This window comes from Kitasatospora sp. NPDC048365, from assembly GCF_043200835.1.
GTDB classification, from domain to species: domain Bacteria; phylum Actinomycetota; class Actinomycetes; order Streptomycetales; family Streptomycetaceae; genus Kitasatospora; species Kitasatospora terrestris.
Window position 1 is genome coordinate 206,952 of sequence record NZ_JBICYJ010000009.1, and the last position, 23,410, is coordinate 230,361.

The following is a 23,410-nucleotide window of genomic DNA, read 5'->3' on the forward strand; positions in this document are numbered from 1 at the left end:
CGGCGGCTCGGCCGCAAACTCCGTCTCCTCGCCCGGCCCACCCGACGGCGAAGCAGCCAGCTCCGTCGGCTCGTGCCCGACCACCGGCCCACCGGCCCCCGGCTCCGACGGCGGCTCGGCCGCAAACTCCGTCGGCTCACCGCCGGCCACCTGTGTCTCCCCGTGCCCGGCCGCGGGCCCACCGCCCGGCACGTCCGCCACCGCGGTCGGCTCGGCTACCGGTGGCGTCCCCACCACCTCGGTCGTCCCGGTCCTCGACCCTGGCCCCGGTACGTCCGGCGGCTCGCTGTCCGCCACCTGCGTGGCCTCGCGCTCCGGCGGTCGCGCCTCCGCTGCCGCCACCACCGGTGTCACGGCCGTGCCCTCGTCGCCCTCGTCGCGTTCGTCCCGCTCGTCGGGCTCGTCGGCGTCGTCGCCCACCGCGTCCGCAGGTCGGCCGACCACCTCGGTGGTGCCGGTCTCGCCGTCCTCGTCGGGTGGCACGTCGGCGACCTCGGTCGGCTGTCCGCTCGCGACGACGCGGGTGGCGTCGTGCTCGGGTCGCGGCGTGGCCGCGCGCCGGGTCGGGTCGCCGTCCGGCTGTTCGGGCGGTTCGGGTGTCTGGTCGGTCGGCGGCTGGGAACTCACCGGACTTCCTCCCGATCGGGGACTCCCCCGCGGGCCCGCGGGTGCGGTCCCGTCTCAATTGTCTGCGCCGATCCGGCCGCCCCTGCAACTCGCCGACGCCCTGCAACTCGCCGACGTCGATCGTCCGGTGGAAGCTGGAAGGGTGCCCGAGAGCTCCCCGGTCGCGCTGCGCGGCTGGTTGTCCGCGCTGCTGGTGACCGTCGCCGCGTTCGCCGCGATGCTGCTTGTCGCGTCGGTCGGCCTCTGGCTGGCCCATGCCGCGGATCTGCCGGGCGGCGGATTCGGTGCGGTGGTGTGCGCGACCGTGCTGATGGCGATGGGTGCGCCGTTGCGGTTGGACGGCGGCGCGGCGTTCGTCGCGTCGGCGCAGGGCGGGGTGACCGCGCTGCCGCTCTCGGTCGGTCTGACGGGCGCGCTGGTGGCGGGTGCGCTGTTCCTGCGGCCGCTGCGCTCGCATGCCGTGGTCACCGCCCGTGAGCTGGGCTTACGCGCCGCGCAGACCGCCGTGGTCTGGACGGTCGCCGTCCTGCTGCTGTCGCTCGCCGCCGGTCACACGTTCACGGTGTCGACGGGTGACCCGCTGCTGGACGAGATCGGCGGTGCGTTCGACGCCGAGCCGGTGGTCGGGTTCAAGGTCGATCCCGGTCCGGCGATCGGCTGGGGTCTGCTGTGGCTGGCGGTGGTGCTGCTGATCGCCCTGGCGGTCTCCCGGCGGGCGCCGCTCCCGGCGCGCCTGGTGCGGTTCCACGTGGGGGTCCGTCCGGCGGCGCACGCGGTGCTGACGCTGGCGCTGGTGTACGTGGTGCTGGGTCTGGTGGCCGGCGTGGTGGCGCTGGTGGTCGGCAGTCAGCCGCGGGAGACCTTGGCGGTGGTCCTGCTGGGCCTGCCGAACGTGGCGTGGCTGGCGCTGGGGGTGGGCCTGGGCGGGTCGTGGCACGGGCATCTGCCGGGCAGTCTGGGGTTGCCGTTCCCGGAGGCCCTGTCGGGTGTGCTGCGTTCCCGCGAGAACGTGACGCTCGATCTGTCGACGCTCGCGGCCCAGGACGCCCGGGCGTGGCTGCTGCTTCCGCTGGCGGGTGTGCTGGTGCTGCTGGCGGGTGCGGCGGTGGCGTGGCGTACGCCGGTCCGGCTGCCGGCCTGGCGGCATGCGGTCCACCTGGCGGTCGCCATGGCGCTGGCGCTGCTCCTGATCAGCGTCGCGACCCGGATCTCGGCGGTGTACGGGCTGTCACTGCTCGGCCTGGTGGGCAGCGACGGCGCGGCGGATCTGACGCCGGACCTGTGGCGGACGGTCCCGCTGGCCGCCGCGTGGGGGGCGGCCGCCGGCTTCGCGGGCGGCGCCCTCGCCAACCGCTTCCGCCGCCCGCCCACCACCGACTGAGCGGCCCCGCGCGCGACGGCGCGGGGCCGACTGTCACTTCCCTGCCCGTGCTCCCCTCGTCCGCTCGCGCTGCGAGGCCTGTTCCTGCAGCAGGGCGGAGATCTGGTTGACGTCGTCGAAGATGCCGATGAAGCTCTGCAGGTCGGCGCTGGTTGCGCCGTTGACGCCGATGTAGAACAGGTGCAGGCAGCCGTCGTCGGTCTGCAGGTAACCGGCCTCCTCCTGGGCGCCGACCTGGATCCGCTGGTTCAGCCGGTCGAGGCCGAGGATCGTGCCGGGTTTGGCGAAGACCTTGCCCTTGGCCGGGCAGTCGGTGGTGCAGGAGATCCCGTTGCTGCCGTCGACGCCGAGGATCGGCAGGGAGAGCCGGAAGGCGTCCGCGTCGGGGGTGCCCAGCCAGTAGCCGAGGATCTGGGTGAGACCGATCGGGGTGGCCCGGTCGGAGGCCACCCCGCCGCGTCCGTCGGCGACGGTGAACTGGGTCGGGTCGACGTGGGCGACGTCGGCGAGGAATTCGTGCTCGATCGGGAAGGCGTCGAAGCAGTCCTTGCTGCCGTGCAGCACGGCCATGTTGCACAGCGCCAGGTTGGCGCCGAGGTTGTGGCTGACCTTGAGGATCAGCTTGGCGTACTGGCTGTACGGCGGGGAGACGTACGCGGCCACCCGCGGGTCGCCGTCGTACGAGGCGGGCAGGGCGCCCTCCGGGTTGGGGCCGGTCGGGGCGGCCGCGACCGTGACGCCGGCCCGGCCGAGGGCCTCGATCAGCGCGGTACGGGCGAAGGCGTTGGGGTCCTGGATCGCGGAGACCTTCAGCAGCGGCTGGGCGTCGGCGGCGATGGTGCCGGTCAGGCTGATCTGGGTGCCGTCGGGGGACGTGGCGACCTGGATGTCGGTCGGCCCACCGGGGGCGACCGTCTGCACGGTGGAGGTGACCTGGTAGGGCGCGACCTGGGGGCGCCACAGCAGCTGGGCGGGCTGCCCGGGCGTGGTGGGGGTGGAGAGCAGGTCGATCAGGTTGTCGTTGACGATCATCGGGACGGGCTGCGGGTCCAGCGCCGGCGGGGTGAACAGCCGGGGGTCGACGATCACGTCCCCCTCGACCCGGGTGAGCCCGGCGTCGCGCACCTGCCGGGCGATCTGGTCCAGGCCGGCGAGCGGGTTCTCGGGGGTGAGGGAGGCACCGGGCAGGCTGGCCTCGGTGTGGTCGATGTCCGTGTAGTCGACCGAGCCGTCGGGCTTGGTGCGGCCGCCCATGGTCAGGTCGCCCTGGGCGACCATCGCGAGGTTCCCGTCGAGCGTCGAGCCGCTGCGGGTGCCGGTGGCGAAGACCGGGGTGGTGAAGCGGTGGTCGGGGCCGAGGGTGTGCCAGGCGGAGGAGATGGTGACCAGCTTGGTGGTCGAGCCGGGGACGAAGAACTGGTTCGCGTAGCGGGAGTGGATCACCTCGCCGGTCGTGGTGTCGATCTCCAGGACGCCCCACTGCGCGTGTTCGTAGCCGGGCTTGTGCATGATCGCCTCGATGGCGGGGCCGAGGTCGTCCTCCTCGTGCGCCGACGCCGGGGCGCCGGAGGCGGCACCGGTCACCGTGAGGAGTGCGGCTGCGACAGCGGCCCAGGCGCGCAGCCGGCCGCGGTTCGTCGGTCTCATGCGTTCCGCCGTTCTCGGATCGGGGCCCGTCGCACGCTGCGCACCGGGCGCTCTCGGCGGCATCGTAGGGACCCTCACCTGCGGATTCCGGCTGCCCGACGGCAAGCTGACGGTGTCCGGCCCGAATGTCATCCGATCGGTCGACCGTCCCGCCGTTGGTTAGGGTGGGCCGTCGAGATCATGAACGGAAGGCGGTCACGATGGCCGAGCACCGGTGGCCGGTGGACGAGACGCCCTGGCCCGAGCAGGCCGCGCTGGCCTACGGCGAGCTGGTGGAACTGACCACGCCGGACCCGCCGGATCCGCGGCTCGGTTGGCTCGGGCCGGACATCGTGGGCACCCGCGGCGTGGTCGTCGGGTGCGTCGTCGACCGGGACGAGCACGACGGCACCGTCGGCCCGCGCTACTCGGTGGAGACCGAGGACGGCAGTCCCTGGGGGCTGCGGCCGGAGTTCCTGGTCTCCCGGGGCGGGCTGCGGCCCGGCATGCCGCCCCGCTACCGCAGCGACCTGCCGGACGGCACCCGGGTCCGCGTCCGCCTGGAGCCGGACGCGGCGGGTGGGCCGACCGAGGCGGTCGGGGAGGTCACCGGCCTCTGGTGGACGGCCTCCCTGGAGCCCCCCAAGGGCTACACCGTGCAGGTCGGCGATTACTCCTACTGCGTCACCCCGGAGCAGACCGAGGTCCTCTGACGGGGCGCTCAGCCCGTCACGCCGAAGACCGGCCAGGCCCAGGGCGGCGGGGGCGGTGGCCCTTCGGGCTCCGGGACCTCGCGGACCACGGCGGTGGGCTCGGGTGCGGCGGTCGCGGCGGCGGGCGACGGGGCGGAGGCCTCGCCGAGGCGCAGCGCGCCGATGAACTCCAGGCAGCTGCCGTAGCGGTCGTCGGGCGCCTTGGCGAGTGCCTTGGCGAGGGCCGTGTCGACGGCCTCCGGCAGGTCGGGGCGGCGTTCGACGAGCCGGGGCGGCGGGTCGTTGAGGTGGGCCCAGAGCAGGGCCAGGTCGTCGTCGCGCTGGTAGGGCGGCCCGCCGGCCATCATCTCGAAGACCACGCAGCCGAGGCTGTAGACGTCGCACCGCCCGTCGACCGGTTTGCCGGAGATCTGCTCGGGGGCGACGTAGTCCAGGGTGCCGACGAACTGGCCGACGCTGGTCAGGCCGGTCAGCGAGAGCGACTTCTTGGTCAGGCCGAAGTCGGTGAGGTAGGCGTGCTCGGGGTGGTCGCTGTCGGTGCCCTCGGCGATCAGGATGTTGCCGGGTTTGACGTCGCGGTGGACCAGTTCGCGGGCGTGCGCGGCGTCCAGGGCGCTGGCCACCTGCATGGCGATCCGCACGGTCTGCCGCACCGACAGCGGGCCCTCCCGGTCGAGCAGGGCGCGCAGGTCGCGGCCGCGGACGTACCGCATGGCGATGTAGAGCACGCCCTCGGCCTCGCCGGCCTCGTACACGGGGACGATGTTGGGGTGGTCGATGGCGGCGGCGATCCGGGACTCGCGGGCGAAGCGCTTGCGGAAGACGTCGTTGCGGGCCAGTTCGGGGGCGAGCAGTTTGACGGCGACGATCCGGCCGAGCCGCAGGTCCTCGGCGCGGTAGACGACGGCCATGCCGCCGCGGCCGATCAGCTTCTCCAGCCGGTAGCCCGCCAGCTGGTGGCCGGTGAGGTCGGTGCGGGCTGCGGTGGTCATGCCGCGCCGTCCTTGTCGACGGTGGCGTAGGTCTGCAGCCGGGTGCCGTCGCAGTAGTACCAGCGGCCCTGGTCGAGGTCGAGGAGCCAGGCGGAGGCGCCGTCCAGGACGGCGCCCAGCCGCAGGTTGCGGGTGCCGTCGCGGAAGGTCTCCAGGTCGATCCGGCCGGCCGCCCAGTCGTCGAGCAGCCGGCGGTAGGAGGCGAGGGAGCGTTCCAGGGCGGCGAGCAGCGGCCGGGGGTCCTCGCCGGTGCCGAGCGCTTCGCCGGTGCCGGGCGGGTGCTGCGGGAGGGCGACCAGGAGCCGGCCGTCGACCCAGGCGGACCAGCCGTTGGAGCACAGGATCCGGGCCCAGTTGCCGCTGGTGGACAGGAGTTGCAGGGGCAGCAGCGGGTCGAGCCGCACCGAGGGGCGGGACGGGTCGGGGCCGGTCCAGGTCTGCAGGCCGTCGCCGGGGGCGACGTGGGTGGGCCGGAACTCGAAGGGTGCGGTCATCCGCCACTCCCTACTGCTTCCGCATCACGGCGGGCTCGTGCCGGCGCAGCAGCCGGGCGACGACCAGGCCGTACACCACGGCCAGGGCCAGCAGCATGCCCATGTCGAGCAGCCAGACGCCACTGGTGTGCCGGAACAGCGGGTCGTCGGTGAGGGTGCCGGGGACGACGCTGGGCAGGTCGATGGTGGAGGCCATGGCGCCCAGTGCCCAGCGGGAGGGGATCAGCCAGGACAGCTGGTTGAGGCCGGGCACGCCGTTGAGCTCCAGCAGCGCGCCGCAGAACACCACCTGGACGATGGCGACCAGGACCAGCAGCGGCATGGTCACCTCTTCCTTCTTGACCAGCGCGGAGATGACCAGGCCGAGCATCATCGCGGTGACCGACAGCAGCGCCACGGCGAGGGTGATCTCCAGCAGCGGCGGCATGAAGTTGCCGCTGGTGCCGGGTGGGAACTTCACGCCGGCGAGGGCGACCATGGTGAGCACCACGGACTGCACCACGGTGACCGTGCCCAGCACGATGATCTTCGAGCAGAGGTACGCCGATCTGGACAGGCCGACGGCTCTCTCGCGCTGGTAGATGGTGCGTTCCTTGACCAGCTCGCGGACCGCGTTGGCGGCGCCGGTGAGCACGCCGCCGACGCACAGGATCAGCAGCGCGTTGAGCGCGGTGGACTCGTCCAGTTTGGAGCCGGCCAGCGCGTGCGCCATGGCGCCCATGACGAACGGCAGGGCGATCATCACGGCGAGGAAGGTCCGGTCGGCGGAGAGCGCGCTGGCGTACCGCCGGCAGAGCGTGCCGACCTGCTTGCGCCAGCGGCGCGGCTTGGGCTTGGCCGGGGCGGGCACGGCGGCCTGCGGGTCGGGTTCGGGCACCGGGATCGCGGCGGGGCGTTCGGTGACGCCCGCGATGTAGCGGCGGTAGGGCGGGGAGGAACGGAACTGGCCGGACCAGTCGCGGTCGCGCTCGTTCTCGAACGCCTCGAACGCCTCCGGCCAGTGCCGGTAGCCGAAGTGCTCCAGGGTCTCGCCGGGCGGCCCGTACCAGGCGATCTTGCCGCCGGGGGCGAGCAGCAGCAGCCGGTCGCAGAGGTCCAGGCTGAGCACGCTGTGGGTGACCACGATGACGGTGCGTCCGTCGTCGGCGAGGTTGCGCAGCATCTGCATCACCGAGCGGTCCATGCCCGGGTCGAGACCGCTGGTCGGCTCGTCGAGGAAGAGCAGCGAGGGCTTGGTGAGCAGCTCCAGGGCGACGCTGACGCGCTTGCGCTGGCCGCCGGAGAGGCTGGAGATCACCTGGTCGGCGCGCTGGGTGAGGCCGAGTTCGTCGATCACCTCCTCCACCCGGGCGGCCCGCTCGGCGGGCGCGGTGTCGCCGGGGAAGCGCAGTTCGGCGGCGTAGGCGAGGGCGCGGCGCACCGGCAGCTGGGTGTGCAGGATGTCGTCCTGCGGCACCAGGCCGATCCGGCTGCGCAGCTCCGCGTAGTCGCGGTAGAGGTCGCGGCCGTCGTAGCGGACGGTGCCGTGGTCGGCGGGGCGCAGGCCGGTCAGCGCGTTCAGCAGGGTGGACTTGCCGGCGCCGCTCGGTCCGGCGACCGCCAGCAGGGACTTCTGGCCGACCGGGAAGGTCACCTGGTCGAGCAGCGTCTTCCCGCCCGCCACCTGGACGACCAGGCCCTCCACGTCGAGGTCGATGTCGCCGGTGTCGACGAACTCCTGCAGTTGGTCGCCGACCAGGGCGAACACCGAGTGTCCGATGCCCACCAGGTCGCCGGGCCCGACCAGGGCCTGGAGTACCGGCTGTCCGTTGACGAAGGTGCCGTTGTGCGACTCCAGGTCGGCGATCTCGTACCGCCCGTCGGCCCGCGCGCGAAGCTCGGCGTGGTGCCGGGAGACCGACAGGTCGCCCACCACCAGGTCGTTGTCCGGCGCACGGCCGATCCGCACCACCTTGGCGGGCAGCGGCCGCACCGTGGTCGGTGGCCGGAACGAGCCGGTGATGGCGGTCAGCGCGGACGGCTGCCGGGGGGCGGACAGCGCCGTGGGCTCGGGCAGCGCGGCCAGCCGGCAGCACGGTCCGTCGGCCGGGCTGCCGAACCACAGGACGGTGCCGGGCCCCACGTCCAGGTGCGCGACCCGGTGCCCCTCGCAGAACGTCCCGTTGGTGGAGCCGTCGTCGTCCAGCACCCAGTGACCGTCCCCGACGTGCAGGACGGCGTGGTGCCAGGAGACCCGTGGGTCGGTGAACACGATGTCACTCGCCGGATCCCGCCCGACGGCGTAGCTGCGACTCGGGCTCATCACCTGTGAGTCGCCGTCGGTCTCGAGTACGAGCTGCGGAGCGGTGAGCGCGAACTCTCGCTCTCCCATACGACGATGCTAGACCCGCCCGTCGGCACCCGCCCGGGGGGCGCTTTTCAGCCGTCCGGGTGACAGCGGGAGCCGCTGCGGCGAGGCTGGGTACCTGTGGGGTCGGTGACCGACGACGCCGAACGGCACGATGGGAGCGGTGCTGGTGAACACTTGGGCGACGTGGACGACGCAGGGCATCCATGCCGGGACCGGCGGGGTGAAGACCGTGGAGATCGGTGTGATCACCGGCGATCTGACGCTGCACACCACCTGGATCGAGGGCGAGGCGCGACTGACCGTCCAGTACAGCGGGGCACTGGACTGGTTCACGGTGGAGGGCAGTCCGGTGCCCGCCACCGACGAGCACACGGCGCGGGAGGTCCACCAGCGGATGGTGGAGGGCATGAAGGCCGGTGGCGGTGCCACGGCGCCGCTGGGCTGAGCCGCTGTCGGCGGGCGTCTGCGCGCTCGCACTGCTGCTCGGCGGCTGCGCCTCCGGCTCCGGCGGCCCGCCCGGGACGTCGAACGGCGGGACGGGCACCTCGCCCGGCCCGTCGGAGCTCACCGCCGGGCCGCGCGGCCCGACGCCCGCCGCGCCGGGCGACTGGACGCAGTACCACCGGGACGCGCTGCGCACCGGCACCGTGCCCGACCTGCCGGCCGCCGGCGCGCCCGTCCGCACCTGGGCCGCCCGCCTGGACGGCGCCGTCTACGGCCAGCCGCTGCTGGTCGGCGGCCGGGTGCTCGCCGCCACCGAGAACAACACCGTGTACGCGCTCGACCCGTCCGGCGGCACGGTCCTGTGGAGCCGGAACCTCGGCGCCCCCGCCCGGGAGTCCGAGCTGCCCTGCGGCAACATCGACCCGCTCGGCATCACCTCCACCCCGGTGTACGACCCGGCGACCGGCCTGCTCTTCGTCCTCGCCGAACTCGCCGGCGGCCGGCATCAGCTCACCGGCCTGGACGCCGCCACCGGCGAGGTGGTGGTCCGCCGCGACGCCGAACCGCCGGTCGGCGACCGGCTCGCCCACCAGCAGCGCGCCGCGCTCGCCCTCTGGGAGGGCAGGGTGGTGATCGCGTACGGCGGCCTGTACGGCGACTGCGGGGACTACCGCGGCACGGTGCTGTCGGTGCCCGCGACGGGCGCCGGGGAGATCCGCGCGTACACCGTGCCCACCGGCCGCGAGGGCGGCATCTGGGCGACCGGCGGACCCGTCGTCGACGGCGGGCGGCTGCTGGTCTCCGTCGGCAACGGCGAGTCCACCGGCGGCGGCTACGACGGCTCCGACTCGGTGCTCTCGCTCACCCCCGAGCTGACCCGCGCCGACTTCTTCGCACCCGCCACCTGGGCCGAGGACAACGCCGCCGACCTCGACCTCGGCTCGCTCGCCCCGGTCCGCGTCGGCCCGTACGTGCTCGCCGTCGGCAAGCGCGGCACGGCGTACCTGCTCGACGCCGCGAACCTCGGCGGGATCGGCGGCGAGAAGGCCCGGGCCGACATCTGCCCCGCGTTCGGCGGCGCCGCGGTCGACGGCTCGACCGTCTACCTGCCCTGCGAGAACGGCCTGGTCCGGCTCACCGTCGGCGCCGACGCGAGCCTGCACGTCGACTGGCGGCTGCCGCTCGGCCGCGGCGGATCGCCCGTGGTCGGCGGCGGCGCGGTGTGGGTCCTCGACTGGCGGGCCGCGACGCTCGACACCGTCGACCCGGCGAGCGGGCAGGTCCTGCACACGGTGGACGTCGGCGCGAAAGTGCCCAACTTCGCCTCGCCCGTCCTGGTCGGCGACCAGGTGCTGGTCGGCACCGCGGACGGCGTCACCGCCTTCCGCACCCGCTGAGCCGTTACTCCAAGTCGGTGTCGTTCGTTCGCAGGGAAACCGCCACACGGCGGAGTCCCCTCGGAACACTCGGAGGACATGGTGAGCGCGCGAGCGATGATCAACCGGGCAGAACACTGGATCGGCTACCGCGAGGGAGCCGGCAACGCCAACCGCTTCTCCGCCGAAGTCGGGCGGCCCGCCGAGAGCTGGTGCGCCGACTTCGTCAGCGCCGTCGCCCGGGAGAGCGGCAACGCCGCGTACTTCCCCGACACCGCGTCCTGCGCCGTCGGCCGCGACTGGTTCCGCCGGCACGGCCGGCTCTCCGTCTACCCCGCCGTCGGCGCCCAGGTCTTCTTCGGCGCCGACGGCAACCCCTGGGGCCCCGGCGGCGAACACACCGGCGTGGTCACCGCCTACACCGCCACCACCATCACCGTCGTCGCCGGCAACACCAACGCCGACGGCTCCCCGCAGGGCGACGGCGTCTACCGCCGCACCTACCGGCGCCGCTCCGACTACGTCGAGTCCTACGGCTACCCCGCCTACCCCGAAGGACTCGTCTGCGCCGACCCCGCCTGGCGCGGCCGCCCCGGCATCACCTACTTCGGCCAGCAGGCCGACATCCGCGACCTGCCCGGCACCCCGTCCCGCACCACCGACCTGCCCGCCCCGGCCCGACCCGCGGACGCCCAGGCGGCCGAGGCCACGACCACGGCCGACGGGCCGCCCGCCCAGCCCACCCCGCCCACCGCCGAGCCCGGCACCACCGACCTGCCCGCTACCGACCTGCCCGGGCCGCGCCGCGACACCAGCCCCGACCACACGGCCTGACGACATGCCGGTGCCCCGCCGCGAGGAGCTTCCTCGCGACGGGGCACCGGTTCGGTCAGCGGCAGGTGTACGTGAAGGTGGTGGCAGCCGAACGGCTCGACGGCGACAGCACCTCCAGGGTGGCGGTCGCCTGCATCTCGCCCTTGCCCTGGAAGGTCCAGCGGAGCACCACGTCCGTACGGTGCCGACCGGCCGACACCTGCTGGCGCAGCGTCCCCGAGTCCGTGCCGTCGCTGCGCACCCAGCGGTACTCCACCACGCCCTGGCCACCGTCGGTCTCCACCGTTCCGGTGATCACCGCGGTCCCGTCGCACGCCGGCCCGGCATCGTCCGTGCGGACCTCGACCGCGGACACCGTGACCGGCTTGCCGTAGCGGTCCCAGCCCAGCCAGCCCAGCACACCCAGCAGCAGCACCAGCGGCAGGATCAGCCACCGGCCGCGGCGCCGCTTCGGCTCCACCGGCTCGGTGGGGGTGTCCGTGCCGTGCCACGCCGCCGCGGCGAGCGGCGGGACGCCGGGGCCGAAGCGGTGCAACTCCTCCTCGGCGGCGGCCGGCGCTGGGGTCGGCGTCGGCGTCGGCTCCGCAACGGGGGTGGTCCACACCTCGGGGTCGAGGTGGGTGGCGCTCTCGAAACCGGCCACGGCGGCCACACCCGCGGCCACCGCACCCGGGTCGAGCCGGACCGTCCCCGCCTCCGAGGCGTCCACGGACCCGGCGGGCGGCAGCTTCACCGTGGCATCGCCGTCCACCGGAACGGCCGGCGGCAGCTTCACGGTCGCCGCCGGGTCACCGAGCTTGACGGTCGCCTCGGGGTCGGAACCGCCGAGCTTGACGGTCGCCTCCGGGTCGGCCCCGCTCAGGCGGACGGTCGACTCGACGTCAACGGGCTTGCCGCCCAAACGGACGGTGGACTCAGGGTCGGTCCCGCCCAGGCGGACGGTCGACTCGACGTCAGCGGGCTTGCCACCCAGCTGAACGGTGTGGTCCGCCTCCGGCACCGGCTTGCCGCCGAGACGGACGGTCTGGTCGGCGGCTTCGGCGGCAGTGAGCTGCGGCGGGACGGCCGGTTCGGCTTCCGGCTTGCGGACCGGACCGAGCGTCAGTCCGGGCGGCGTCGTGCCCTCGGGCCCGGTCGGGGTGGTGCTCATCAGTGGGTCCGTCCCTCTCAGCGGATGACTGTGCAGCTGTTGGTGGTGGAGGCGTTCTGCCCCTTCGTCGCTGCGGCGACACTGGCGCCCCAGGTGTAGCCGACGTAGTCGGAGAACGACCATTCGGCAGTCGCCGTGAACCGGCCGCCGCGGATCGCGGTGAGGGTCACGGGCGTGACGTGGAGGACCTTCTGGCCCGCGCCCAGCGGGACGTAGAAGGTGATGTTGGCGGGAACGCTCCCGGCCGGGGTGATGCTACCGGTGACCGTCGCGACCAGCGTGTACCCCTTGCAGGTGGTGCTGATCGCGATGCTGGTCACGGCCGGCGTGGGCGGCGGCGCCGTGGTGGTGGGCGGGGTCGTGGTCGGCGGGGCGGGCGGGGTCGTGGTGGGGGCGCTGGTGGTGGGCGGGGCCTTCGGGGAGGCGGACGGCAGGCTGGTCGGGCTCGTCGACGCGGAGGCGGACGGCGAGGCGGAGGCCGAGTCGGACGGGGACGCCGACGCCGAGGGGGAAGGGGCGGCGGAGTCGGTCGCGGTCGGGGAGTCCGTCGGGAGGGGGGCGCCGAAGGTGGTGGTGAGTTCGGGGGCGGCGACCTTGGTGGTGCTGTCGGAGGCGTGGCTGCCGGCGACGGCGACGCCAGCGATGCCGCCGGCGATCAGGACGAGGGCGACGCCCGCGCCGATCAGGGGGACGCGGCGGCCGACCCGCGGGAGGCCGGTGCCGCCGCCGGGGCCCGGCTGGGCGCCGGGGGGAAGGACGGTGGTGGCGAAGGAGGTGCCGCCGGCGGCGGGTTCGCCGCCCGCGCCGGGCAGCAGCAGGGGCAGGACGGCGACGAGCGCGGCGAGCTTGCGGCGTCCGCGCTCCTCCCAGTCCTCGCCGTACGCGGCGCCGGCGACGGCCTCCAGCTGGGCGACGAGCGCCTCGGCGCCCTCGGGGCGCTGCTCGGCGGCCTTGGCGAGGCCGGCCCGGATGAGGGGCCGGAGGGCTTCGGGCGCCTCGGTGTCGGGGATCTCCGCCTCGGTGTGCTGGACGGCGAGTTCGAGCACGGTGGTGCCGGCGTACGGCTTGGCGCCGGTGAGGCATTCGAAGAAGGTGGCGGTGGCGGCGTACACGTCGGTGGCGGGCGAGGCGGGCTGTCCGGCCCACTGCTCGGGGGCCATGTAGGCGGGGGTGCCGGCGACGACGGTGTCCTTCTCGCCGCTGCGGACGGCGATGCCGAAGTCGACGAGCTTGGATTCGCCGTCGACGGTGACCAGGACGTTGCCGGGCTTGTAGTCGCGGTGGACGACGCCGGCGCTGTGCGCGGCGGCGAGGCCGAGCAGGGAGCCCTTGAGGACGGTGAGGGCGGCCTCCGGGCCGGTGGCGCCCTCGGCGTTGAGCAGGTCGCGCAGCGAGATGCCGTCGACGAGTTCCATCACGATGGCGGCGCCGTGCGGGCCCTCGACGTACTCGTAGAGCCGTGTGACGTGCGGCGAGTCGAGGGTGGCGAGGAGCTGGGCCTCGGTGCGGAAGGCGGCGTGCTCGGAGCCGGCGGCGGTGAGGTACTTGATGGCGACGGGGGTGCCGGTCGCCAGGTGGCGGGCGAGGACGACGCGGCCGGAGGCGCCTGCGCCGAGCTCCCGCTCGTGGGCGTAGTCGGGCAGCTCCCAGCGGGCGTCCTGGGGTGTCGGCTGGGTCGGGGGCATGTCCTGGTTCACCTGTCTGTCCACCCTGGGCGGCGTCGCGTGGTCCGCACGGGCGCGCGGTCACCGGCAGTGACGCTATCGCGGTCCGGGGGGTTCCGACCCCGCCGGGGTGGCAGGTCACGATTCAGTTGTTTCGCACACTACTTGTCCGCCCGCGGGCAGTCCTTGCCGCGGGCGGATGGGACGTACACGGTCACCCTGTGTCGCGGCGGCGGGCCGTGTCGGCGGCCTCGGCGGCGACGGATCCGGCGCGCAGCAGCTGGTGGCCGAGGTCCATCAGGGCGCGTCCGGCGGCGAGCTCGTCGCCGATCGCGGGGTCGGCGGGGTCGAGCGGGCTGCGGCGCGCCTCGGCGTCGGACTCGACCGTGCCGGCCCCGGTGTCCAGGGCGGCGTGGGCGCGGGTGAGGTCGCCGTCCTCGGTGACCCTCAGCCGGACCGCCCACTCGGTGACGTGCGGTTGGTGGGCGGCGGAGCCGCTCATCGCGCGCCGTCTTCGGCCTGCGGCTCGTCCCACGGCTCGCCCTCGGCGAGCGACTCCTCCTGGGCGTGCAGGTTCTGGTACGAGGTGATGCCCTCTTCGGGGTCGGCCGCGCGGACGTCGTCCTCGTCGCGGTCGGCCTTGCCGTTCATCCGGTCGGACAGGTCGGACATGGTCGGCTCCCGGTGTTCGCGGTTCTGCCGGTCCGGGGGCCGGCCCGCCGCTGGGCGGCATATCCGGCCCGCCGGACGCGTTGCTCCCTACCAGCGTGCTCCCGCGCCGCCCGCGCGGCCACCTACCGGGGCAGTTCCGCCAGCAGTGCGGGGTTGACCCGCCCGACCACGGCCCGGACGTCCTCCACGGCGACCGCCGGCCAGAGCACCGCGCGGGCGGCCCGGTAGCGCTCGGCGAGGCGCAGCCGGTCGGCCTCGGGCAGGTGCGCGGCGCGGTCGGGGTGGGAGTTGTGGGCGTTGTCGGAGATCTTGAGGAGGGTGGCGGAGTGGTCGCGGACGACCTCGCGCAGCATCTCCTCGTACCCCGTGCCGGACACCCGGGTCACCCGGACGACGGTCGTCACCACCGCCGCCGGCACACCCGCGCGCAGCAGGTCGTCGGCGGTCAGCGCGGTGTCCTCCAGGACGTCGTGCAGCAGCGCCGCCATCCGCAGCCCGGTGCCGAACGGGGCGACCCCGTCCGCCACCGCGCGGACGTGCTCGACGTACGGCACGCCGATCCGGTCGGTCTGCCCGGCGTGGGCCTCGGCGGCGAGGGCGTCCACCTCGGCAAGGGTCAGCGTGGTCACGTGGCTCTCCTGGACGGGTCTTCAGCTTCCCCGCAATATAGTCGACTTGACGACAAGGAGTGGATTCCAGCGTGCCCGACGTCCAGGTGACCCCGATCTCGCCCGAACGCCTCGCCGAGCTGCTCGCCGACCGCATCGACGCCCTCGACCCCGGTGACCGGCGGCTGCGGGTGGCGATCGACGGCGCGCCCGCGGCCCGGCCCGGCGAGCTCGCCGACGCGCTCGTCGAGCCGCTGCGACTGCGCGGCCGACCGGTGCTGCGGGTCTCCGCGGCGGACTTCCTGCGGCCCGCCTCCGTCCGCCTGGAGTACGGGAAGCACGACGCCGACGCCTACCACGACCTGTGGCTCGACGACGGAGCGCTGCTCCGCGAGGTCCTCGACCCGCTGGAACCCGGCGGCAGCGGACGCGTCCTGCCCACCTTCCGGGACGCCGCCGCGGACCGCGCCAGCCGCGCCCGGTACGTCGAGCTGGCGCCGCGCGGCGTCCTGCTGCTCGACGGCCCGCTCCTGCTCGGCCGCTGGTTCCCGCTCGAACTGGCCGTCCACCTCTCCCTCTCCCCCGGCGCCCTCGCCCGCCGCACCCCCGAGGACGAGCGCTGGACCCTCCCCGCCTTCGCCCGCTACGCCGACGAGACCGGCCCCACCGACCTCGCCGACCTCACCGTCCGCACCGACGACCTCCGCCACCCCGCCCTGGTCGAACGCACCTGACCGGGATCTCCGCCGTCCGACGCCCCCGCCCGCCTCCGCGGTGAGTACGGCGCGGATGCTCGGGCTGAGGGTGAAGGCCCGGTCGGCGCCGGCGACGGCCAGGAGCGACCGCAACCCCGAGATCGAAGCAATCCACCCGCGCACAGCGCAGAAGCGAAATCCTCGCGATCGGCTGTCCGCGCGAGCCTCGGACTTGATCTTGCGGAAAACCCTAGGCTGCCCTCGGGTGTGCCGAAGGAGACACGATCATGTACGAAATGCGGGCAGCGACGGCCGCGGACAGCACGGCCGTGGCCGAGGTGGTGTGCGAGAGGTCGGCCTGGCTGTCCGAGCGCGGGCTCGGGGAATGCGCGGACCTCGCCGACTTCTTCGCCGCACAGGCCGCCGATCCCGGCCAACCGGTGTGGGTTCTCGAGCACCGGACCGAGGGCGTCGTCGGATTCACCACGGTCCTAGGCACCGACGGTCTCCCGGACTGGGGATTCACCGAGACGGAGCGAGCCGAGTCGTCCCTGTTCCTGGTCACGACCTTCACTCGGCCGAACCCGCACCGGCTCGGTCGGCTGATCGCCTGGTGGGCCCTGGACCGGGCAGCGAGGGACGGAGTTCAGTGGGTGCGCCGGGGAACCGGTCAGGAGCAGTTGTCCCGGTACTACCAAGTGGCCCAGGGCTGGGATCTGCTACGGGTGGCGGACCTGCGCGGGGACAAGGTCTTCATGCTCCAGCGCCGCGCCACCCGCATGCCTGGGCTTCCTGAACTGATGACGGGTCGCGGTCTGTAGCTCCCACGGCGCCGAGGTCAGGTCTTCCATGTTCGTTCGGAAGGCCTGACCGCTGCCCGTGACTCCATGAACAGTCACGGTTCAGGGCCGATCAGGCACGTCAGCGTCTCGTGAGGGCCGAGTCCGCGAGGAGAACAAAGGCCACCTCGTGGTCGGAGGGGAGCAGGAGCCCCCCGCTCTCCAGCCTCGCGGCGACGCCCGACAGCCCGCCCGGATCGAGCAGCCCGGCATCGATCAGGGGAGAACCGTCTGCCAGGATCCTACGGATTCGCGGGGCCCCGTAGCGGCGCATGGCCGGAACAATGACGCCCTCGAAGTTCTCCGGCAGGGGCGGCCGTGCGACGAGAGACGACATGCCCGTACGACTGATGATCTCGCGCATCAATCGCTTGCGGCCACGCCATTCCTTCGGTAGCCACTCGCAGAGCCGAACCAGGGTGGGGTCGGTGAGGGGATGCATCGGCCAGATTCCGCGTCGCAGGAGCGAGGAAGCGGCGACAGACTTCGCCATCAGGGCGGTCTCTGGGACAACTGAGGCAGGAGTGATCCCGGTGTCCACGTCAGGGAGCAAGTCACGGGCCACAGGGCCGAGCCACGGCGGCACGGCCACCCCAGTCCATCCCCAGCCTCCGGGCTCCTCGGCGGAAGTGACAGCCATCAGCTCGTCACCACCGATCCCGGTGAACACGGTGTCGACACCATTGTCCACGAAGTGCCCTGACAAGGCATCGAGTGCGTCCACGTAGATATCTCCGTGCGGAGACTCCAGATGACCCCGCGAGTAACAGGACGCCGCGCCGTACGGCAGGTGGTCCAGTGCGTCCACGGTCACGTCGGACCATCCGGAGCCGATGTAATCGAGGATCATCCGCCGGCGTCTCCGCTGCTGACTGCCCACCTCCCCGTCGAGCGTAACTGCCCCGGCCGTCACGCCTGCACCCTGAACAGCCGTGCGCAAAGCCAGCGCGACCACGGTGGAATCCATTCCTCCGGAGAGTTGGACACCGGTACTCGAGCCCTCCCATGGCAACTTGGCCACTGCCATGTCGAGCAGATCGAGGAACACCGGCACCGGGTCGGCGCCCTCGCTCAGTTCCCGTGCGCGGGTATGGGGTGCAGGTTCCGGGAACCGGAAAACGGTCTTGCCGTCCGGAGTGAAGTGGGCCGTGGCCCGCTCGGTCAGCAGTCGGACGTCTTCCCAGAACGTGGTGTGGGAGTACCTGGTGCGCAGCGCGAGGTGTCGGGTGACGGCCAGCGGGTCCAGCCTGTCCGGGCTCTGCTGATCGCGCAGGCCGACCAAATCCCACGAGCCGTGGAGGACACCACCGACGGCTGCAAGGTACTGCGGGACGGTACACGCGGTGCCGGTGGTGATCATCACCGAACCATCGCGACACGTCTGCACCACCACCCAGTCATCACGGTCCTCGACGAGAGCAGCCACGACCTTGTCGAAGCCCTCTCCGATGACCCCGACCTCGGGACTTCTGCGCGAAGTACCTGTCGTGCGAGTCGCCGAGACGAGCGCGGTGCGCTCACCGTCGGTGAAAGCGACCTGGTCGGTCAGCGGGTGACGGTAAGGAACGATCCAGGAACTGCCACAACTCCATCGGCCGGCCGACCAGTTCCAGGTGTCGCGGGCCAGGTCGGCAGGATTGATCCGAAGGTTGAACATCCGCCTTGCTCCCCTCAGGGACGACGATTCAGGGGACAGCACCTACCGCAGCGGGGGCGGTTCACCTCCGCTGCGGCAGGACCTTCGAGAAGGTCAGACCCGTGTGCTGTCGTACGTCTGGTTGGTGTCGCTGGACCCGGCGATCTTCTTGTACGAGTACCGGTCGGTGGTGTCGACGATGTCGTAGACCGGCTCGTCCCCGAAGAGCCGGCCGGCTGCGTCGAGGAGCATGCGCTCGTCGGTGATGTTCACTCAGATCTCCGTCGCTCGGTCAACGTCGGCCTGTCCGAGTGCACAAGTCACCCGGACAGGCCCAGTACCGGGGTTCCGGCACTGGCTGCGACCCGGCAGGGTGTGCCTCTCATTCGGTCGCCGCACGATCAGTGAACATCCGGTTACTCTTCGCAGGCATGGCAATGAGCCCTCAAGCCCGTTCAATTCGTTCAAGATCGCCTCCGGGGGACGAAGTTGACTGACCACAGGACGCCCAACAGCGCGCTCGCCGGCGTGATCGCCGAAGCTGAATGCACGTACGTCTCCCTCGCCCGGGAGGTTCGCGCGGTGGCCGCCGAAGCCGGAGAGTCCCTGGCCACAGCCCCGTCGGCCATCGCGTACTGGGTATCCGGTGGAACGCCGACCGGACGCACGTCCGGGTTCCTCGCGGAAGCCCTGAGCAGGAAGGCCAGGCGCAAGGTCACGGCCGCGGAGATCGGACTAGGGTCGGAGGAAACCGGGGAGGCCATGTCCGCCGACCCGCTGGCCAGCGCCGCCGACCTCGGGAGAGCAATGATGCAGAGCCGTCGTGACTTCCTTGCCGCCGCTTTTGCCACTGCAGCTGTTGGCCTTCCCCTGACCTACGATCACGAGGCCGTCGCGGCCACGCTGAGGGCGGCCCGGACGGGGGGCCGGGTCGGCGCCGATGAGATCTCCACTGTCCGTCACATCACCGGTGTGTTCACCGCAGCCGATGAACGTCTTGGCGGCGGCCACGGGCTGAGTACGGTGACGACATATCTGACCGACACCGTGGTGCCCATGCTTCAGGGGTCGTACCCGTCGGATTCCGTGAGGCGGGACGCGTACGGTGCAGCGGCAGAGCTGGCCTACCTGGCCGCATGGAAGTACCACGACCTCGGCCGTGAGGGTGTGGCCCAGCGCTACTACCTTCTCGGCTACCAGTTGGCATGCGAATCCGATCCCACAGGTCACGGGGCGTGGATGATGCGGGCCCTGGCGCACCAGGCGCTGAACCTCAACCAACCCGCGTACTGCGTGGAGCTGGCCGAAGAGTCGTTGCGGCGCGCTTCCGGAAAGGTGGACCGGCAGACCGAGGCACTTCTGCTGATCACCAGCGCACGCGCGTACGGCGCCACCGGCCAGGGCGAGAAAGCCGCGCAGGCCCTCCTGGCCGCCGAGAGCGCCGCATCGGACACCTCTGCCCCTGCAGCCACCTTCACGGCCGCCACGGGCCCGGTGGCAGCCACAGTGGCGTCCCACACAGCCAAGACGCTGAGCGAGTTGCGAGACCACAGGGCTGCCGAGCAGCACCACCGCGCCGCGCTCGCAGGACGTGATCCCGAGGCGTACCGCCGCATCCACGCTCTCACCCTCGGGAACCTGGCATTCGCTGTTGCAGCGCAGCGACGGCACGACGAAGCCGTAGTCCTCTGGGGCAGGTCGCTGGACTTCATGGACGGCGTTACCTCGGATCGCCACACGAAGGACCTGAAGAAGATTCGGTCCACGATGGCGACCTGGCAACGCCGCGGCATCCCTGGAGCGGCCGACCTGGCACAACGGGCAACGGAGCTCAGCCTGGGCTGAGGCACAGGGCCGGTCAGCGGCGGGGTGCGGGCGACGGGGTGGGGCCCTGCTGGCAGTGGGGGCACCAGTAGGCGGGGCGGTCGCGGTCGTGGGGGGCGGTGCGGATGCGGGTGCCGCAGCGGCGGCAGGTGTCGCGGGCGCGGCCGTAGACCCAGTGCGTGCGGCCGGGGCGGAGGTCGCCGGTGGTGATGTGGCCGTGGCGCATCCGGTTGAAGTCGAGGAGTTGGTGGGCGCGGGCCACCAGGCGGGGCAGGACGGTGAGGTCGCCGACCGGGGTCCACGGGGTGACGGCGGCGAGGAAGCAGAGCTCGTTGGCGTACACGTTGCCGATGCCGGCGAGGTTGCGCTGGTCGAGGAGGGCCTCGCCGAGCGGCCGCGCGGGGTCGGCGGCGAGCCGGCGGCAGGCCTCGTCGGCATCCCAGTCGGCGCCGAGCAGGTCGGGTCCGAGGTGGCCGACGACGCCGGACTCGTCGGCGGTGCGCAGCAGTTCGACGACGGGCAGCCGGTAGCCGACGGCGGTGTGCTCCTCGGTGGCGAGGACGGCGCGGATCTGGAAGGCCGGGCCGCCGCTCCACTTCTCCCCCGCGCGGAACACCTGCCAGCGCCCGTCCATCCGCAGGTGGGTGTGGAGGGTCAGCCCGCCGTCGAACCGGGTCAGCAGGTGCTTGCCGCGCGGGACGGTCTCCAGCACCAGCCGTCCGGCGAGGTCGGCGGTGGCGTGTGCGGGCACCCGCAGGTCGGCGGCGGTCAGCACCCGCCCGGCCAGCACCTCGTGCAGCCGCGCGGCCACCTGGTACACGCTGTCACCCTCGGGCACGCCCCCATCATGCCCCGGCGGCCGGACACACGGGGATATTCGACGGACGGTCGGGGATCGGTCGTTTAAGGTGCGTCGGTGACTCTTTCTCATGACGTGGCTGGTCAGGGCCCTGCGATTGTGCTGCTCCACTCCTCGGTGTGCGACCGGAGGATGTGGGAGCCGCAGTGGGCGGCGTTGGTGGATGCCGGGTACCGGGTGGTGCGGTGCGACTTCCGCGGGTTCGGCGAGACGCCGATGCCGGACGGGCCGTACGCCGAGCACGAGGACGTGGCCGACCTGCTGGACGGGCTCGGGATCGAGCGGGCCGCGGTGGTCGGCTCCTCGTACGGCGGGCGGATCGCGCTGAACCTGGCCGCGCTGCGGCCCGAGCGGGTGGCGGCGCTGGCGCTGCTGTGCCCGGCGGTGCCGGGGCACGAGCCGAGCGCGAAGCTGCGCGAGTTCGGCGCCCGGGAGGACGAGCTGCTGGAGGCCGGTGACGTCGCGGGCGCGGTGGAGCTGAACCTGGAGACGTGGCTCGGCCCGGAGGTGGACGGGGAGACCCGCGAGCTGGTGCGCACCATGCAGCGGCACTCCTTCGACGTGCAGCTGGCCGGCCCGCAGGACGTCGGCCCGACCCGGCCCGAGGTGGACCTGGCGGACGTGCAGGCCCCGGCCCTGGTGGTCGGCGGCGCGTTCGACCACCCGGACTTCGTGGAGATCGCGCGCGAGCTGCCGGGCCGGCTCGGCGGCGGGAGCCGGCCCGTGCTGCTGGACTGGGCGGGCCACCTGCCGAGCCTGGAGCGCCCGGCGGAGGTCACCGAGCTGCTCCTGGCGTACCTGGCGGAGGCCCACCCGGCGCGGTGAGCGTCGGCGCACCCGGCGCAGGCCCACCCGGCGCGGTGAGCGTTGGGTAAGGTGGGCACGGGCCGTGACTGGCGCTGAGGTGGGCCACCACCGGGGAGCGGCCCGGCGGAGCCACGCCGTTGCCGCGCGCCTGGGCGATCCACGTCGACCAGGGAGTCCGCCCGTGTCCACGCACCCCACCACCGCCCGCCTGATGGACGGCACCGCGCGCGCCGCCGAGCTGACGGCCCGTACGGCCGCCGGCGCCGCCGAACTGACCCGCCGCACCGGGACGGCCCCGTGCCTGGCCACCGTGCTGGTGGGCGAGGACCCGGCGTCGGTCACCTACGTACGGATGAAGGCCCGCCGCTGCGAGCTCAACGGGATCCGCTCCCGGCAGGTCGTCCTTCCGGCCGACATCAGCACCGACCGGCTGGTGGAGGTGGTGTCCGGCCTGTCGGCCGATCCGGGGGTGCACGGCATCCTGCTGCAGCACCCGGTGGGCGCGCACATCGACGAGCGCGCCGCGTTCGAGGCGATTGCGCCCGGCAAGGACGTCGACGGCGTGACCATGCACTCCTTCGCCGCGATGGGCTTCGGCCTGCCCGGGTTCGTCTCCTGCACACCGGGCGGCATCATGCGCCTGCTCGACGCGTACGGCGTCGACCCGGCGGGGCGGCACGCCGTGGTGGTCGGCCGCTCGGCGATCCTCGGCCGGCCCGCCGGGATGCTGCTGCTCGCCCGCGACGCCACCGTGACGTACTGCCACTCGCGGACGGTCGACCTGCCGGCCCGGGTCGCCGAGGCGGACATCGTGGTGGCGGCGGTCGGGCGGCCCGAGTTGATCCGCGGCGAGTGGATCAAGCCGGGCGCAGTGGTGGTGGACGCGGGCTACAACCCGGGCAACGTCGGCGACGTGGACTTCGCCGGCGCCTCGGCCCGCGCGTCGCTGATCACGCCGGTGCCGGGCGGGGTCGGGCCGATGACCATCGCGGTGCTGCTGGAGCAGACGGTCCTGGCCGCGGCCGCGCAGCTCGGCGAGGACCCGGCGACCCTCGGCCTCTGAGCGGCCCGCGCGGGGCGGTGGGTGCGCGGGGCAGTGGGCGGGCGGGGCGGTGAGTAGGGTGGGGCCGTGATCAGGCTTGAGCGGTTGCGGGCGGACCACGCCGACGCGGTGCTCCGTTTCGAGCGGGAGAACCGGGAGTTCTTCGCGCGGAGCGTGCCGGACCGCGGCGACGCGTACTTCGCGGAGTTCGCGGCCCGGCACCTGATGCTGCTCGCCGAGCAGGACGCCGGGATCTGCCACTTCCACCTCGTCCTGGACGGGCAGGGCGTGCTGCTGGGCCGGGTGAACCTGGTGGACGTCGAGCACGGCTCGGCGGAACTCGGCTACCGGGTCGGCGAGTCCGCGGCCGGCCGGGGCGTGGCCACGGCGGCGGTCCGCGCGGTCTGCGCGCTGGCCGCCGGGCCGTACGGCCTGACCGAGCTCACCGCGATGGCCTCGCTCGACAACCCGGCCTCGCTCGCCGTCCTGCACCGCACGGGCTTCACCGCGACCGGCGAGACGGTGATCGGCGAGAAGCCCGCCCGCTGCTTCCGCCGCCCCCTCGATGCCACCGAGCACCCGACCGGGCACCCGGCCGAGCACCCGACCGGGCACCCGGCCGATCACCCGGCCGATCACCCGGCCGATCACCCGGCCGATCACCCGGCCGAGCGTCCCGCGACGGGCTGATCGGCGGCGGGCGGCGGCTCCGCCAAGTGCCGTGCGCACAGAGGAAGATCACCAAGGATCGAGCACGCACGAGCGCCCGGCGCGCCT

The 23,410-nt window shown here is 73.3% G+C and carries 23 protein-coding genes, 1 pseudogene and 1 riboswitch; of the genes and pseudogenes, 11 read left to right on the plus strand and 13 right to left on the minus strand.

Translation table 11 applies throughout. The features are described from left to right. A pseudogene (locus tag ACGFX4_RS12080) lies at positions 1-627 on the minus strand (hypothetical protein); the annotation flags it as partial. A gap of 142 nt (positions 628-769) precedes the next feature. On the opposite strand from ACGFX4_RS12080, the gene ACGFX4_RS12085 reads away from it, so the two are divergent. Next, positions 770-2,008, plus strand: a complete 1,239-nt coding sequence (locus ACGFX4_RS12085; RefSeq protein ID WP_393072294.1) for a streptophobe family protein — start codon at positions 770-772, stop codon at positions 2,006-2,008. 33 nt (positions 2,009-2,041) lie between these two features. On the opposite strand, the gene dacB is transcribed toward ACGFX4_RS12085, so the two are convergent. Then, a complete protein-coding gene (gene dacB, locus ACGFX4_RS12090; RefSeq protein ID WP_393072296.1) occupies positions 2,042-3,655 on the minus strand; it encodes a D-alanyl-D-alanine carboxypeptidase/D-alanyl-D-alanine-endopeptidase in 1,614 nt (537 codons plus the stop codon). 200 nt (positions 3,656-3,855) lie between these two features. On the opposite strand from dacB, the gene ACGFX4_RS12095 reads away from it, so the two are divergent. Next, the gene (locus ACGFX4_RS12095) at positions 3,856-4,347 is read left to right on the plus strand and encodes a hypothetical protein (RefSeq protein ID WP_393072298.1); all 492 of its coding nucleotides are present in this window, start codon (positions 3,856-3,858) and stop codon (positions 4,345-4,347) included. 8 nt (positions 4,348-4,355) lie between these two features. Here the strand turns inward: ACGFX4_RS12095 and ACGFX4_RS12100 are convergent, their stop codons facing one another. Genes ACGFX4_RS12100 through ACGFX4_RS12110 form a run of 3 tightly spaced genes read right to left on the minus strand, consistent with a single transcriptional unit; the run spans position 4,356 to position 8,204 of the window. Next, positions 4,356-5,339 carry a serine/threonine-protein kinase gene (locus ACGFX4_RS12100; RefSeq protein WP_393072300.1) on the minus strand — a complete coding sequence of 328 codons (984 nt, stop codon included), beginning with the start codon at positions 5,337-5,339 and terminating at the stop codon, positions 4,356-4,358. Then, positions 5,336-5,833, minus strand: a complete 498-nt coding sequence (locus ACGFX4_RS12105; RefSeq protein ID WP_393072302.1) for a hypothetical protein — start codon at positions 5,831-5,833, stop codon at positions 5,336-5,338. Before ACGFX4_RS12105 ends, ACGFX4_RS12100 begins: the two co-directional genes overlap by 4 nt. Before the next feature lie 10 nt (positions 5,834-5,843). After that, complete coding sequence (locus tag ACGFX4_RS12110; protein WP_393072304.1) at positions 5,844-8,204, minus strand: FHA domain-containing protein; 2,361 nt, start codon at positions 8,202-8,204, stop codon at positions 5,844-5,846. 145 nt (positions 8,205-8,349) lie between these two features. Between ACGFX4_RS12110 and ACGFX4_RS12115 the strand changes: the two genes are divergently transcribed. The 3 genes from ACGFX4_RS12115 to ACGFX4_RS12125 all read left to right on the plus strand — a co-directional run bounded on the left by ACGFX4_RS12115 (position 8,350) and on the right by ACGFX4_RS12125 (position 10,837). Continuing rightward, positions 8,350-8,628 (plus strand): hypothetical protein, encoded by a 279-nt coding sequence (locus ACGFX4_RS12115; protein WP_393072379.1) that lies wholly within the window; start codon positions 8,350-8,352, stop codon positions 8,626-8,628. Beyond that, positions 8,600-10,024, plus strand: a complete 1,425-nt coding sequence (locus tag ACGFX4_RS12120) for a PQQ-binding-like beta-propeller repeat protein (RefSeq protein WP_393072306.1) — start codon at positions 8,600-8,602, stop codon at positions 10,022-10,024. The genes ACGFX4_RS12115 and ACGFX4_RS12120 overlap by 29 nt, the downstream gene beginning before the upstream one ends. Positions 10,025-10,102: 78 nt before the next feature. Further along, positions 10,103-10,837: a CHAP domain-containing protein gene (locus ACGFX4_RS12125; RefSeq protein WP_393072308.1), complete on the plus strand. Its 735-nt coding sequence runs from the start codon at positions 10,103-10,105 to the stop codon at positions 10,835-10,837. A gap of 55 nt (positions 10,838-10,892) precedes the next feature. Here ACGFX4_RS12125 and ACGFX4_RS12130 read toward each other — a convergent pair whose 3' ends face one another. The 5 genes from ACGFX4_RS12130 to ACGFX4_RS12150 all read right to left on the minus strand — a co-directional run bounded on the left by ACGFX4_RS12130 (position 10,893) and on the right by ACGFX4_RS12150 (position 14,952). Further along, positions 10,893-11,987, minus strand: a complete 1,095-nt coding sequence (locus tag ACGFX4_RS12130; protein ID WP_393072310.1) for a hypothetical protein — start codon at positions 11,985-11,987, stop codon at positions 10,893-10,895. Positions 11,988-12,004: 17 nt separating this feature from the next. Then, a complete protein-coding gene (locus ACGFX4_RS12135; RefSeq protein ID WP_393072312.1) occupies positions 12,005-13,672 on the minus strand; it encodes a serine/threonine-protein kinase in 1,668 nt (555 codons plus the stop codon). 193 nt (positions 13,673-13,865) lie between these two features. Beyond that, on the minus strand, positions 13,866-14,153 hold the full coding sequence (locus ACGFX4_RS12140; RefSeq protein WP_393072314.1) for a dsRBD fold-containing protein: 288 nt from the start codon (positions 14,151-14,153) through the stop codon (positions 13,866-13,868). After that, positions 14,150-14,323: a hypothetical protein gene (locus tag ACGFX4_RS12145; protein ID WP_393072316.1), complete on the minus strand. Its 174-nt coding sequence runs from the start codon at positions 14,321-14,323 to the stop codon at positions 14,150-14,152. The genes ACGFX4_RS12140 and ACGFX4_RS12145 overlap by 4 nt, the downstream gene beginning before the upstream one ends. A gap of 122 nt (positions 14,324-14,445) precedes the next feature. Beyond that, entirely contained in the window at positions 14,446-14,952 is a 507-nt protein-coding gene (locus ACGFX4_RS12150; protein ID WP_393072318.1) for a phosphohydrolase, read from the minus strand. 71 nt (positions 14,953-15,023) lie between these two features. On the opposite strand from ACGFX4_RS12150, the gene ACGFX4_RS12155 reads away from it, so the two are divergent. Next, positions 15,024-15,665, plus strand: a complete 642-nt coding sequence (locus ACGFX4_RS12155; RefSeq protein WP_393072320.1) for a uridine kinase — start codon at positions 15,024-15,026, stop codon at positions 15,663-15,665. 248 nt (positions 15,666-15,913) lie between these two features. Next, positions 15,914-16,447: a GNAT family N-acetyltransferase gene (locus tag ACGFX4_RS12160; RefSeq protein WP_393072322.1), complete on the plus strand. Its 534-nt coding sequence runs from the start codon at positions 15,914-15,916 to the stop codon at positions 16,445-16,447. Positions 16,448-16,547: 100 nt separating this feature from the next. Here the strand turns inward: ACGFX4_RS12160 and ACGFX4_RS12165 are convergent, their stop codons facing one another. Next, on the minus strand, positions 16,548-18,122 hold the full coding sequence (locus ACGFX4_RS12165) for an asparagine synthase-related protein (protein WP_393072324.1): 1,575 nt from the start codon (positions 18,120-18,122) through the stop codon (positions 16,548-16,550). A 93-nt stretch (positions 18,123-18,215) separates the two neighbouring features. Continuing rightward, positions 18,216-18,374 (minus strand): hypothetical protein, encoded by a 159-nt coding sequence (locus ACGFX4_RS12170; RefSeq protein ID WP_393072326.1) that lies wholly within the window; start codon positions 18,372-18,374, stop codon positions 18,216-18,218. 216 nt (positions 18,375-18,590) lie between these two features. On the opposite strand from ACGFX4_RS12170, the gene ACGFX4_RS12175 reads away from it, so the two are divergent. After that, complete coding sequence (locus tag ACGFX4_RS12175; RefSeq protein WP_393072328.1) at positions 18,591-19,946, plus strand: tetratricopeptide repeat protein; 1,356 nt, start codon at positions 18,591-18,593, stop codon at positions 19,944-19,946. 13 nt (positions 19,947-19,959) lie between these two features. On the opposite strand, the gene ACGFX4_RS12180 is transcribed toward ACGFX4_RS12175, so the two are convergent. Then, positions 19,960-20,763 carry a DNA-formamidopyrimidine glycosylase family protein gene (locus ACGFX4_RS12180; protein WP_393072330.1) on the minus strand — a complete coding sequence of 268 codons (804 nt, stop codon included), beginning with the start codon at positions 20,761-20,763 and terminating at the stop codon, positions 19,960-19,962. Positions 20,764-20,841: 78 nt separating this feature from the next. On the opposite strand from ACGFX4_RS12180, the gene ACGFX4_RS12185 reads away from it, so the two are divergent. The 3 genes from ACGFX4_RS12185 (at position 20,842) to ACGFX4_RS12195 (ending at position 23,323) form a co-directional block, all read left to right on the plus strand. Continuing rightward, positions 20,842-21,609 carry an alpha/beta fold hydrolase gene (locus ACGFX4_RS12185; protein ID WP_393072332.1) on the plus strand — a complete coding sequence of 256 codons (768 nt, stop codon included), beginning with the start codon at positions 20,842-20,844 and terminating at the stop codon, positions 21,607-21,609. Positions 21,610-21,663: 54 nt separating this feature from the next. Continuing rightward, positions 21,664-21,752: riboswitch (ZMP/ZTP riboswitch) on the plus strand. Positions 21,753-21,802: 50 nt separating this feature from the next. Next, positions 21,803-22,654, plus strand: coding sequence for a bifunctional 5,10-methylenetetrahydrofolate dehydrogenase/5,10-methenyltetrahydrofolate cyclohydrolase (locus ACGFX4_RS12190; RefSeq protein ID WP_393072381.1), 852 nt, complete (start codon positions 21,803-21,805; stop codon positions 22,652-22,654). Between the two features lie 66 nt (positions 22,655-22,720). Next, positions 22,721-23,323 carry a GNAT family N-acetyltransferase gene (locus ACGFX4_RS12195; protein ID WP_393072334.1) on the plus strand — a complete coding sequence of 201 codons (603 nt, stop codon included), beginning with the start codon at positions 22,721-22,723 and terminating at the stop codon, positions 23,321-23,323. Positions 23,324-23,410 lie beyond the last annotated feature (87 nt).